General features: G+C 76.9%; 8 protein-coding genes and 2 pseudogenes. All 10 read right to left on the bottom strand.

Annotated elements, in window-relative coordinates:
* Window positions 1-20 precede the first annotated feature (20 nt).
* On the bottom strand, window positions 21-587 hold the full coding sequence (locus tag OG946_RS18085) for a bacterial proteasome activator family protein (RefSeq protein WP_125935959.1): 567 nt from the start codon (window positions 585-587) through the stop codon (window positions 21-23).
* A gap of 119 nt (window positions 588-706) precedes the next feature.
* Window positions 707-1,384 (bottom strand): annotated as a pseudogene (locus OG946_RS18080) (GNAT family N-acetyltransferase); the annotation flags it as partial.
* 137 nt (window positions 1,385-1,521) lie between these two features.
* A complete protein-coding gene (locus OG946_RS18075; protein WP_326797099.1) occupies window positions 1,522-2,766 on the bottom strand; it encodes a hypothetical protein in 1,245 nt (414 codons plus the stop codon).
* Between the two features lie 117 nt (window positions 2,767-2,883).
* Complete coding sequence (locus OG946_RS18070; protein ID WP_047016845.1) at window positions 2,884-3,861, bottom strand: NAD(P)H-quinone oxidoreductase; 978 nt, start codon at window positions 3,859-3,861, stop codon at window positions 2,884-2,886.
* 265 nt (window positions 3,862-4,126) lie between these two features.
* Window positions 4,127-5,140, bottom strand: a pseudogene (locus OG946_RS18065) (potassium channel family protein); the annotation flags it as partial.
* Entirely contained in the window at window positions 5,137-6,786 is a 1,650-nt protein-coding gene (locus OG946_RS18060; RefSeq protein ID WP_326800295.1) for a molybdopterin molybdotransferase MoeA, read from the bottom strand. The pseudogene OG946_RS18065 and the gene OG946_RS18060, both read right to left, overlap by 4 nt.
* A 551-nt stretch (window positions 6,787-7,337) precedes the next feature.
* The gene (locus tag OG946_RS18055) at window positions 7,338-8,225 is read right to left on the bottom strand and encodes a DUF6457 domain-containing protein (RefSeq protein ID WP_326797098.1); all 888 of its coding nucleotides are present in this window, start codon (window positions 8,223-8,225) and stop codon (window positions 7,338-7,340) included.
* A 33-nt stretch (window positions 8,226-8,258) separates the two neighbouring features.
* A complete protein-coding gene (locus OG946_RS18050) occupies window positions 8,259-9,839 on the bottom strand; it encodes a dihydrolipoamide acetyltransferase family protein (protein WP_326797097.1) in 1,581 nt (526 codons plus the stop codon).
* Window positions 9,839-10,876 (bottom strand): alpha-ketoacid dehydrogenase subunit beta, encoded by a 1,038-nt coding sequence (locus tag OG946_RS18045; protein ID WP_326797096.1) that lies wholly within the window; start codon window positions 10,874-10,876, stop codon window positions 9,839-9,841. The genes OG946_RS18050 and OG946_RS18045 overlap by 1 nt, the downstream gene beginning before the upstream one ends.
* The gene (gene pdhA, locus OG946_RS18040; protein WP_326797095.1) at window positions 10,873-12,018 is read right to left on the bottom strand and encodes a pyruvate dehydrogenase (acetyl-transferring) E1 component subunit alpha; all 1,146 of its coding nucleotides are present in this window, start codon (window positions 12,016-12,018) and stop codon (window positions 10,873-10,875) included. Before pdhA ends, OG946_RS18045 begins: the two co-directional genes overlap by 4 nt.
* Between the last annotated feature and the right edge of the window lie 161 nt (window positions 12,019-12,179).

Genomic DNA, 12,179 nt, shown 5'->3' with positions numbered 1-12,179 from the left:
GGGAGCCCGGGGCTTCCGCGTCAGAGGTACGGGCCGCCGGTGCGGCCGTGCTCCGGGCCCATCTCGCCCTGGTCGTCGCCGCCGAGGCCGCCGCCGGCCGGCAGCGCCCGGCGCATCTGCTCCAACTGCGCCCGCGCGGCCATCTGCTGTGCGAACAGCGTCGTCTGGATGCCGTGGAAGAGCCCTTCGAGCCAGCCGACCAACTGCGCCTGCGCGATGCGCAGCTCCGCCTCCGTGGGCACGGTCTCGTCGGTGAACGGCAGCGTGAGCCGCTCCAGCTCGTCGATCAGGTCGGGCGCAAGGCCGTCCTCCAGCTCTTTCACGGAACTGGAGTGGATCTCCTTCAGCCGGGCGCGGCTCGCCTCGTCGAGGGGCGCGGCCCGCACCTCCTCCAGCAACTGCTTGATCATGCTGCCGATGCGCATGACCTTCGCCGGCTGCTCGACCTTGTCGGTCAGCGGGATCTCGCGGCCCTCCTCGTCCGCGCCGCCGTCGCCCGGCGCGACGGTCCCGCGTGCCATGCCGTCGGGTCCGACCACCACCACCTGGGGGGTCTCGGGCGGGCGCTCGTTGCTCGGAGTATTCATAGGGCCATTGTCGCGCACGAGCCCGGCGGCGGGGCTATCGGGATCTTGGGCGGCGGGGGCGGATCGGGTCCGGTCGGGTGTGGCCGCTGGTCGGAGGGCCGGGCGCGCCGCGGTGCCGGCGGTCCCGGCGGACGGCGGAGGTCCAGCATGTGGAAGACCTTGTCGTAGCGGCGCTCCCCGACGGCCACGAACCCGGGAAGCCTGCCGTACTCCGTGAAGCCCAGCGAGCGGTAGAGGCGCAGGGCGGGGGCGTTGTCGCCGCGGGCGTCGAGGGTCAGCACCTCGATGCCGGCGGCCCGCGCGTCGGCGACCAGCGCGGCGGCCAGCGCCCGGCCGACCCCGCGGCCGTGCGCCTCGGCGGCCACCGCGAGCTTCTCCAGGTCGGCGTGCGGGCGGTGGGTCGGGCGGGCGTAGCGGAGCCAGTAGCCGAGGCCGAGGAGCCGGTCGCCGAGGTACGCGGCACGCAGCGCGGCGTCGCCCGCGCGGGCGGCGGCGGACACGTCGTCGAGGAGCGCGGCCACGTCGGCGGGGGACGGCGGCTCGACCCAGCCGAGCGCGGCACCGTCGCGGACGAGGGCGGCGAGGAGGCGGTGGGCGGCGGCGGGGAACGCGGCGGCGAGGTGGGGGGTGGCGGCCAGGGCGGGGGCGGTGAGGAGGGTGGGGGCGTGCGCGGCGGACGGGGAGGCGGGTGGGGTGGCGGGCGCGGGGCCCGGAGCGGCGGGGGTGGTGCGGTGGGGTGCGCCGGGCTCGCTGTCGGGTGCGTTGGCCTGCGCGTTGCTGGGTTTCGCCGGGTCCATTCCGGCAGCGTAGTCGCGGGCTGCGGGGCTGAGGGCTCCGGGCCGAGGGCCTGGCTCCGGGCTGCGGGCTGAGGGCTGGGGGCTGAGGGCCGGGCTCCGGGCTCCGGGCTGCGGGCTGCGGGCTGCGGGCTGCGGGTTCAGCGGCGGCGGAGGCGGAGGGCGAAGTACGCCAGGCCCAGGCCGATGAGGGTCATGCCCGTGCCGAGGGGCAGTACGCGGTCGGCCGTGCCGGAGCCGCGCCGCGGGGCGGGCTCGGCGGCGTCGGCCTGGGCGTCCGGGACGAAGGTGAGGCTCTGCGCCGGGTCGGGGGTGTGGTCGGTGCCGGGGACCGGGGGTTTGCTGCTGCGGTACGGGGCGGGGGCGCGGGGAGGACCGGGGCGGGAGTGCGGGGGGTCCGGGTCCGCGGGGCGGGCGCCGGGGGCGGAGGCGCGGGGGCGGGGACTGCGGGGGCGGTCGGGTTCGGCGCGGGGGTGGTCGGCGTCGCGGCGCTTGCCGTGGGGGGTGGGGGTGGGTGCGGGGGAGCGGTCGGAGTGCGGAGGGCGGTCGGGGCGGTCCGGGCGGTCCGGGCGGTCCGGGCGGTCCGGGCGGTCCGGGCGGTCCGGGCGGTCCCCGCGCGGTGCCGGGGGGTCGGGGCGGGGGGTGCGGTCTGCGCCGGGGGGCTTGGGGCGGGGCGGGTCCGGGGGTGCGGGCCTGTCGGCGCCGGGGTGGGGTGGGGTGGGGGGCTCGGGGCGGTTCGGGCGGTCGGGGCGGGGTGGTGCGGTGACGTCGCCGGGGGGTGAAGCGGGGTGGGGGCGACCGGGGTGGCGGCGTCCTTCGCCGGCGCCGTTGCCGGCGAGACCGCCGGGGCGGCGGGGGCGGTCGGGGTCGCCGTCGGCGTCTGGGGGGCGCACCGCGGAGCCGCGGGGGGCGTCTGCGGCACGGGGGCGGTCGGCTACGTAGCCGGGGCGGTCGTCTGTGGCGCCGGGGCGGTCGGCTCGGGAACCGGGGCGGTCGTCTGTGGCGCCGGGGCGGTCGGCTACGTAGCCGGCGCGGTCATCCGTGGCGCCGGGGCGGTCGGCTGCGGACCCGAGTCGGTCATCTGTGGCGCCGGGGCGGGGGTCAGTCGCGCGAGGGCTGCCGTCCGTCGCGCCGGGGCGTCCGTCCGTAGTGCCGGGGCGCTGCGGCGGTGCGGCGGGGCCGCGGAGGGCCGCGGCGTTCGCCGGAGGGCCGGCGAGACGGGCGGGCTGCCCCGCCGGGACCGGCCGGGTCGCCTCGTGCCGGGTTCCGGTCGGTGCCGCGTTGCTCACCCCGTACGCGACCCCCTGTCCCGCCACCACCCCCTGCCACAGCACCACCGCCACCACCCCGGCCGCGAGGCGCAGGCGACGTGCGGGAGCAGCCACGGCGGGGACCCTTCCGTGCCGGCAGTGCTGACGTGACCATAGTCACATAACCCAACAAAGCCGACATTCGGGGCTGCGCCGTACGGGTATCCACCCGCACGGCGCACCGCCCGTCCCTCACGTCGTCAGCAGCAGCTTCCCCACGTGCGCGCTCGACTCCATCACCCGGTGCGCCTCCCCCGCCTGCTGCACCGGCAGCGTCCGGTCCACGATCGGCCGCACCCGGTCCGCCTCCACCAGCGGCCACACGTGCTCCCGTACCGCCGCCACGATCGCCGCCTTCTCGCCCGGCGGCCGCCCCCGCAGCGAGGTCGCCGTGATCGCCCCGCGCTTGGCCAGCAGCGCCCCGAGGTTCAGCTCCCCCTTCGCGCCGCCCTGCAGCCCGATCACCGCGATCCGGCCGTTGACCGCCAGCGCCTTCACGTTCTGCGCCAGATACGCGGCCCCGACGATGTCCAGGATCACGTCCGCGCCCGCGCCGCCCGTGGCGGCCCGTACCTCCTTGACGAAGTCCTGCTCGCGGTAGTTGATCAGCACGTCCGCGCCCAGCTCGCGGCAGTACTCCAGCTTCTCCACGCTGCCCGCCGTCACCGCCACCCGGGCGCCGACCGCCTTGGCCAGTTGCACCGCCATCGTGCCGATGCCGCTGCCGCCACCGTGCACGAGCAGCGTCTCGCCGGGGCGCAGATGGGCGATCATGAACACGTTCGACCAGACCGTGCACGCCACTTCGGGCAGCGCGGCGGCGGTCACGGCGTCGTGCCCGCGCGGTACGGGCAGCAGTTGACCGGCGGGCACCGCGACCAGTTCCGCGTACCCGCCGCCGGCGAGCAGCGCGCACACCTCGTCGCCGACCTGCCAGCCGGCCACGCCCGCGCCGAGCGCGGCGATGCGTCCCGCGCACTCCAGTCCCGGGTACGGGGACGCACCGGCGGGCGGCTCGTAGAACCCCTGGCGCTGCAGCACGTCGGCGCGGTTCACGCCGGCGGCAGCCACCTCGATCAGCACTTCGCCTTCCGCCGGCACGGGGTCGGGGACCTCGGCCCAGACGAGCGAATCGGGGCCGCCTGGCTCTGAGATGGTGATGGCATGCATGGAGTGGACGCTACTACTCCGCGTCGTCCGCGCCGTCCCCGTCCTCCCCCGGACCGCCGTCGCCGTTCCGGTTCCGGCCGCGGCCGCGGTCCCGGTCGCGGTCCCGGTCCGCGCCGCCCAACTCCCCGTAGGCGCCGTAGCCCCTGGCGCCGCGGGAGTCGCGGGGTTCGCGGATGTCCTCGTAGTCCCGGTAGCCGCGGTCGCGGCGTCCGCCCAGGTCCCAGCCACCCTCGCGGGTGACTATGCGCTCCTTCTCCGGCGTCGTCGCAGGTCCCTCGGCCCGGCTGATGGTGATCAGACGGTCCGTCATCTCCAGTCGGCCGACGTCCGGATCGTCGTACGCCATCAGCCGGTGCCCGCGCTTGACCGCCACCACCAAGTCGTCGGTCTCGCGCGGGTGGAGGCCCGACTCCGCCTTGGTCGCCGGGCGCTCGATGAGATCCAGTCCCGAGCCCTGCACGATCAGGTCCTCCAGCACCGTGCCCGCGCTCGGGCTCAGCACCGACAGGCCGAGGAGCCGGCCCGCCGCGCTGGAGCTGGTGATCACCGCGTCCGCGCCGGACTGGCGCAGCAGCGGCGCGTTCTCCTCCTCGCGCACCGCCGTCACGATCTTGGCCCGCGGGTTCAGCTGCCGGACCGTCAGCGTCACCAGCACCGCCGTGTCGTCGCGCTGCGGCGAGATGACGAACTGCGCGGCCCGCTGCCCCTCGGCGCGCAGCAGCACGGCGGAGCGCGTCGCGTCGCCGACGACGCCGGCGAAGCCGTCGGCGTTGGCCGCCTCGATGACCTTGCTGCTCGGGTCGATGATCACGACCTGGCTCTTGTCGAGCCCCTTCGCGCGCAGCGTCTGCAGCGCGGAGCGGCCCTTCGTGCCGTAGCCGACGATGACGGTGTGATCGCGCAACGTGGACCTCCAGCGATCGAGCCGCCACTGCTGGCGGGTGCGCTCGGTGAGCACCTCAAGGGTGGTACCGACGAGGATGATCAGGAAGAGCACGCGCAGCGGGGTCACCACGAGGACCGTGGTGAGCCGGGTGCCCGGGGTGGCGGGGACGATGTCGCCGTAGCCGGTGGTGGAGAGCGAGACGGTGGCGTAGTACGCGGCGTCCAGCAGGCCGACCTTGCCGCCGGCGTTGTCGTGGTAGCCGTCGCGGCCGAGGTAGACGACGAAGACGGCGAGGGCGAGGACGAAGAGCGCGGCCAGGATGCGGCCGCCGACCTGGCGCAGCGGGGCGCGGGGGCGGCGGGGCAGGGCGACGCGTTGGTCGGGGTATCTCACGCGGGGCCTGCCGGGGTGGTCGCGGCCGCGGGGGCGGCGGTCCAGGGGAGGCGGAGGACGCGTACGGGAGTGCCGGCGGGGGCGCCGCCCGGCGGGACGACGGCGAGGGCGTCGGCCACGGCGAGGCCGCGGAGCATGGCGGGTCCCGTGAAGTGCAGGGGGCGCGCGGCGGGGTACGGGGCGCCGGAGGCCGCGGCGCGGACGGGCGCGGCGTGGGCGCCGCGCGCGGGGGTACGTGCCGGGCGCTGGGCGCTCGGGGGCGGGATCTGCGCGGTGGGCGCGTCGGGCGCGGGGCGCTCGGTACGCGCGGGCCGGTGCGCTGCGGGAGCGTGCGCGCCGCCGTGCTCTATGGCGACCGGCACCAGCCGGGTGTCGGTCGGGTGCCCCTTCGCATCCGCGGTGAGCACCGCCTCCGGCGGCTCCATCACGGGCGCGCCGCCGAGCACGCGCACCAGCGGCTCGGCGAGCGTGAGCAGCCCGGAGACCGCCGCCAGCGGGTTGCCGGGCAGCCCCACGACGTGGGCACCGGTCGGCAGCACCGCGAGCAGCATCGGGTGTCCTGGCCGTACCGCGACGCCGTCGACGACCAGGTCCGCCTTGAGGCGGCGCAGGGTCCCGTGGACGTGGTCGACCGGGCCCGCGGCGGTGCCGCCGGTGGTGACGACGACGTCGGCGGTGGACGTGGCGACGGCCTCGTACAGCAGCTCCGCGTCGTCCCCCAGGCGCCGGGTGACGAACGGCTCGGCGCCGCACGCGCGCAGCCACGGCTCCAGCATCGGGCCGAGCGCGTCGCGGATCCGGCCCTCGCGGGGCAGGCCGCGGTGCAGCAACTCGGCGCCGAGGACGAGGACCTCGACGCGGGGGCGGCGGACGACGCGCAGCTCGTCGTGGCCCGCGGCGGCGGCGAGCCCGAGGACGGCGGGGGTGACGCGCTCGCCGGCGGGCAGCAACTCGACGCCCGCACGGCACTCCTGGCCGCGGGGGCGGATGTCCTGGCCGGTGCGGACGTCCTGGGCGGCGGTGGCCCCGGTGGCGTAGAGGCTGCCGTCGTCGCGGAGTTCGGCGTGCTCGGAGCGGAGGACGCCGGTGGCGCCGGGCGGTACGCGGGCGCCGGTGGCGATGCGTACGGCGTGGCCGTCGGGCAGCGCGGGGTGGGCGGCGTGGCCGGCGAGGATGCCCTGTCCTGCGGCGTCGAGCCGCCAGGGGCCTGGTCCCGCGACGGCGTAGCCGTCCATGGCGGAGGTGTCGAAGGGGGGCAGGTCGGCGAGCGCCCTGAGCGGCTCGGCGAGCACCTGCCCGTACGCTCCGGCCACCGGCACCGCGACGGCGCCCAGCCGCCGCCCGGACCGCGCGGCGACCCGGCGGGCGGCGTCCCAGGACAGCCCGCGCGGGTCACTCGGCTCCCGCCGGGCGCGCCCGTCGAGCCCGAGGGCGACGTCCAGTGGATCCCCACCGTGCCCCGATCCGGTACGCGCCGTGGGCGCACCGGCGCCGTCGGAGCCCGCACGCCCCTCGGGGCGCCGCCCCGGGCCCGTACGGGGAGAGCCCGGGGCGGAGTCGCCGCCAGGTTCCCGGGGGTTGCGGTCCGAGCCCTCACGCGCCGCGCGAGCCCCGCGGCGCCCGGAGCCGGCCCCTGCGCCCGGCACGGCAGGTCCGTCCCCGGCGCCCGGCCCGCCGCGGCGCCCCTGGGAGCCGGGCTCGGAGCCCGGGGCGCCCCCACGGCCCCCGCCGGTCCCGCGTCCCTCGGGGCGGAGCCCCGAACCCGTACGCGAAGAAGGCGCGGCGAAACCGTCCCGGCGCTCCCGGGCGCCACGGTCCGAACGTGCACCGGCAGCACGCCCCTCGGCGCGACGACCCGTCGCACCGCGCGCGGCAGCGCCGTCCGTGCCGTCCGCGCCGTCCCGGTCCGTGAGCGCCAGGGCGTCGCCGAACTCGTCCGTGCGCGCCCGCTCCCGGGACGTACCCGGCCGTGCGGGAGCAGCGGGAGCAGCCGGACCCGCGGGAGCCGCGGACGGCGGGGGGTCGGCGAGGGTGAAGGCGTCGCCGTAGGTGGCGGCCAGGTCTCGGCGGTCGTTCGCCAGCGCCAGTGCGTCCGCGAACTCGTCGCCGCGGGGCCCGGTTTCGCCGTCGCTCCCGTTCCCGCTCCCGGCTCCTGCGCCCGTCCCCGCGGTGCGCCGGTCGCCGCGCCGACCAGACGTCATGTGTCCGACCGGCCCTCGTCGGCCGCCTCCTCCGCCCACCGCTCCGTCAGCGCCGTGACCTTGCGCGCCGCCTCCGCGACCGCGTCGGGGCCGCCGCCGGCCCGCCCCGCCGCGTAGCCGACGAGGAACGTCGTCAACGGCGCCGCGGGGCGCGCCACTCCGTGCGCGGCGTCGCGCGCGAGGTCGAGCAGGACGCGGGTGTCCACCTCGGTGTCGAGACCGAGTTCTTCCTTGACCGCTGCGAGCCATTCATCCAGCACGTGCCCATGCTCCCTGATCCGGTCCCTGGCCGTGGCCAGATCTTCCCAGGTGTCGCAGTCGAACGTGGCACCGGATGCCGACCGGACGAGCGTCAGCTCCCCGGTGAGCATCCGGAGCGGCAGTCCGGCGACCCCTCCGTACTCGACGGCGAGCAGCGCGAGGCCGCGCCGCAGCGACTCGCCCCGGTACGCCGCGACCAGCGGCTGGTCGCGCCCGGTGCCGTCCACGAACATCGCCCCGTCCACGCCGTCGCCGGCCGCCGCGAGCGATGCGCGGAGGGTACGGACCGTGCCCTCGTCCAGGAACGGCAGGTCGGCGGAGAGCAGCACGACGGTGTCGGCGGAGACCAGCGGCAGCGCGGCGGCCAGCGCGGCGACGGGCCCGCCGCCGGGCGGCGCCTCGCGGGTCCACGTCACCGGGCGGACCGTGGGGCGCCGCGGCCCCACGACGACGGTCTGCCCGGCGCCGCGGCACGCGCGCAACACCCGGTCCAGCAGGGTCCGCCCGCCGACGCGCAGGGCCATCTTGTCGACCCCGCCGAGCCGCCGCGCGGCACCTCCGGCGAGCACGACGGCGGCGTACGCCCCGACCGCCCCGGACCCCGTACCACCGGACTCCTCCATGGCACGGGACCCTACCCGCCGCGCGCCGTTCCGCTAGAGCGCCCTGAGCAGCACCGCGGGATGCTCGACGCAGTCGGCCACGTACCGCAGGAAGCCGCCCGCCGTGCCGCCGTCGCACACCCGGTGGTCGAACGTGAACGACAGCTCCACCACGCGCCGCACCGCCAACTCCCCGCCGTGCACCCACGGCTTCTCCGCGATCCGCCCCACGCCGAGCATGCCCGCCTCGGGGTGGTTGAGGATCGGGGTCGAGCCGTCGACCCCGAAGACGCCGTAGTTGTTCAGCGTGAACGTGCCGCCGGTCAGCTCCGCGGGCGTCAGCGTGCCGGACCGCGCCGCCTCCGTCAGCCGCGCCATCTCCGCGGAGAGCCGCTCGGCGGAGAGCGCGTGCGCGTCGCGTACGACCGGGACGACGAGCCCGCGGTCCGTCTGCGCGGCGAAGCCGAGGTGGACGGCGGGCAGCCGGACTATCTCGCGGCCCTGGACCGTGGAGTTCAACTCGGGGTAGCGCGCGAGCGCGGCGGTGCAGACGCGGCCGAGCAGCGCGAGCAGCGACACCGCGGGGCGGTCCCCCGCCGCGGCGTTCATCGCCCGCCGGGCCTCAAGCAACTCCGTCGCGTCGGCGTCCACCCAGCACGTGACATCGGGGATCTCCCGCCGACTGCGCGACAGCTTGTCGGCGATGGCCCCGCGCACTCCCCGCAACGGCACCCGCTCACCCTCGGCGAGCCCGCCACCGGCGGCCACGCCCCCGGCCGTCCCGGCACCGGCAGTACGAGCCCCGGCGCCAACTGCCGTGTCACCGGCCGCCGTACGTCCCGCAGCCGGGGCCGCACCGCGCCCAGCGGGCGCCCCGGCCCGTACCGCGGCCTCGACGTCGGCGCGCAGGATCAGCCCGTGCGGCCCGCTGCCGGTGATCGCGCGCAGGTCGAGCCCGGACTCCCGGGCGATCCGCCGCACCAGCGGCGAGATGACCGCCACCGGTCCGTCCGCCGGGACCTCGGGCGCCTTCGTGCCCCGCCCTGCCGGTGCGCCCGCTCCGGGACGAACCGGGCCGCCGCCGAGGGCGGTTCGCCCGGCACCGGCACTCCGCCGCCGGCGGCGCGTACCGCCCTCGCTCGTGCCGTAGCCGACGAGGACGTTGCCCGAGCCGCCCGTCTCCTCCCCGGCGAACTCCGCCGCGGCCCGCGCGTCGGTCACCGCGCCGTCGACCCGTGCGCCGTCGACCGCGCCCGCCGGACCACCGTCCGCCGCACCGGCACCGGCACCGGCACCGGCACCGGCACCGCGGATCCTGTCCTCGATCCGGTCCCGGTATCCGCCACCGGAACCGGCCCCGGACCCGGACCCGCCCCCGGTGCCGGTGCCGGACTCCACCGCCACCGTGACCAGCACGGACCCCACCGGCACCTCCGTGCCCGGGTCGCCGTGGCGGGCGGTGACCACGCCCCCGTAGGGGCACGGCACCTCGACCATCGCCTTGGCCGTCTCCACCTCGACCACCGGCTGGTCGACGGCGATGACGTCGCCGACGTCCACCAGCCAGGTGACGATCTCCGCCTCCGTCAGGCCCTCCCCCAGGTCGGGCAGCGCGAACTCGCGGACCTCCGGCATCAGCCGCCCTCCGTCCACTCGGCCTCCCACTGCAGCCGCGACACCGCGTCCAGCACGCGGTCCACGCCCGGCAGGTGGTGCTTCTCCAGCATCGGCGGCGGGTACGGGATGTCGAGGCCGGCGACGCGCAGCACGGGCGCCTCCAGGTAGTGGAAGCACCGCTCGCCGATGCGGGCGGCGATCTCGCCGCCGGGGCCGGCGAAGCCGGGCGACTCGTGGACGACGACGGCCCGGCCCGTGCGCCGCACGGACGCCGTCACCGTCTCCTCGTCGAACGGCACCAGGGAGCGCAGGTCGACGACCTCCAGGTCCCAGCCCTCCTCCCGCGCCACCTCGGCAGCCTCCAGGCAGACCGGCACCGACGGCCCGTACGTCACGAGCGTCGCCGTCGTGCCAGGCCGGCGCACCACCGCGCGCCCGATGCCCGGCACCTCCTCGGGACGGTCGGGGTCCCAGCCGGCCTTCGACCAGTAGAGCCGCTTGGGTTCCATGAAGACCACGGGGTCGTCGGAGGCGATGGCCGCGCGCAGCAGCCCGTAGGCGTCGGCGACGGTGCCGGGCGTCACCACGTGCAGCCCGGGGGTCGCCATGTAGTACGCCTCGGAGGAGTCGCCGTGGTGCTCGACGCCGCCGATGCCGCCGCCGTACGGGACCCGGATGGTCAGCGGCATCGGGGTGGCGCCCCGGGTGCGGTTGCGCATCCGGGAGACGTGGCTGACGAGCTGCTCGAACGCCGGGTAGCCGAAGGCGTCGAACTGCATCTCCACCACGGGCCGCAGCCCGTACATCGCCATCCCCACCGCCGTGCCGAGGATGCCGGCCTCGGCCAGCGGGGTGTCCGCGCAGCGGGCCTCGCCGAACTCCTCCGCCAGGCCCTGGGTGATGCGGAAGACGCCGCCGAGCTGCCCGACGTCCTCGCCCATGACGTGGACCGCGGGGTCGGCGGCCATGGCGTCGCGCATCGCGCGCGTGAGGGCCTGCGCCATGGTGGCGGGCTTGCGTCCGGCGGCGGTGCCGGCGACTGCCGTCGTCGTCATCGCTCGTCCTCCTCGGCCTGGAGGTCCGCCTCCAGCTCGGCGCGCAGCATGCTCTCCTGCGCGCGGAGCTGCTGGGTCGGCTCGGTGTAGACGTGCGCGAAGAGGTCCATCGGGTCCAGCTCGGCGTCGGCGTGCAGCCGCTCACGCATGCCCGCCGCCAGTTTCTCCGCGGCCGCGCGGGCCTCGGCGGCGCCCGCCTCGTCGAGCAGCCCGCGGCCGGTCAGCTCGGCCTCCAGCAGCGCGATGGGGTCGTGCGCCCGCCAGGGTTCGACCTCGCTGTCCGTGCGGTACCGCGTGGCGTCGTCGGCATTGGTGTGCGCGTCCATGCGGTACGTGACGGCCTCGACGAGCGTCGGGCCGCCGCCGCCCCTGGCCCGCTCGACGGCGTCCGTGAGGACCTCGTACGCGGCGACCGCGTCGTTGCCGTCGATGAGGCGGCCCGGCATCCCGTACCCCACGGCCTTGTGGGCGAGGGAGGGGGCGGCGGTCTGCTTGGCGAGGGGGACGGAGATCGCGAAGCCGTTGTTCTGCACCAGGAAGACCACGGGGGCGCGCCAGACGGCCGCGAAGTTCAGCGCCTCGTGGAAGTCGCCCTCGCTGGTGCCGCCGTCGCCGACCATGGCGAGGGCGACCACGTCGTCACCCTTGAGCTGCGCGGCGCGGGCGAGGCCGACCGCGTGCGGGAGCTGGGTGGCGAGCGGGGTGCACAGAGGGGCGATGCGGTGCTCCGCGGGGTCGTACCCCGTGTGCCAGTCGCCGCGGAGCAGGGTGAGGGCCTGCACGGGGTCGAGGCCGCGGGCGACGGCCGCGAGCGTGTCCCGGTAGCTGGGGAAGAGCCAGTCCTGCGGGCGCAGGGCACGGGCGGCGGCGACCTGGCAGGCTTCCTGGCCGGTCGTGGACGGGTAGACGGCGAGGCGGCCCTGCTTGGTCAGGGTGGTGGCCTGTTCGTTGTACCGCCGGCCGGTGACCAGCGAGCCGTACAGCTCGCGGAGCAGTCCGGCGTCGGCCTTCTCCGCCGCGGAGGTGCCGAGCACGCGGTACGGCTCGGGGTCGGGCAGCAGGGGGGCCGCTTCCGTACGCGGCTTCCAGGCCGGCGGGGGCGCCGGGTGGTAGGCGCGGCCGGGCTGCTCAAGAACCGTCATGACGTCCACCTCCTTGTGGGCGTGGCTGAGTCCTCATGCACTCCCTACCGATTGTTCGGTTGACGGCACATTTTGGCTACAGGGAACCCCAGCCTGTGGACAAACGGTTCTGCACAGCTTCCAATACCAGCAGGTCGTCCAGACAGGGGAGGCGGTACGGC

The sequence above is a fragment of the Streptomyces sp. NBC_01808 genome (genome assembly GCF_035917395.1).
Lineage (GTDB): Bacteria > Actinomycetota > Actinomycetes > Streptomycetales > Streptomycetaceae > Streptomyces.
The sequence above is the reverse complement of the archived record's forward strand: the minus strand, read 5'-3'. Positions and strand labels throughout refer to the sequence as shown.

Bases quoted from the DNA above. Each gene is read 5' to 3' on its own strand.
- OG946_RS18050 (WP_326797097.1), bottom strand. From the start codon at position 9,839: ATGCCGGAGGTCCGCGAGTTCGCGCTGCCCGACCTGGGGGAGGGCCTG.
- OG946_RS18070 (WP_047016845.1), bottom strand. From the start codon at position 3,861: ATGCATGCCATCACCATCTCAGAGCCAGGCGGCCCCGATTCGCTCGTC.
- OG946_RS18055 (WP_326797098.1), bottom strand. From the start codon at position 8,225: ATGGAGGAGTCCGGTGGTACGGGGTCCGGGGCGGTCGGGGCGTACGCC.
- OG946_RS18045 (WP_326797096.1), bottom strand. From the start codon at position 10,876: ATGACGACGACGGCAGTCGCCGGCACCGCCGCCGGACGCAAGCCCGCC.
- OG946_RS18085 (WP_125935959.1), bottom strand. From the start codon at position 587: ATGAATACTCCGAGCAACGAGCGCCCGCCCGAGACCCCCCAGGTGGTG.
- pdhA (WP_326797095.1), bottom strand. From the start codon at position 12,018: ATGACGGTTCTTGAGCAGCCCGGCCGCGCCTACCACCCGGCGCCCCCG.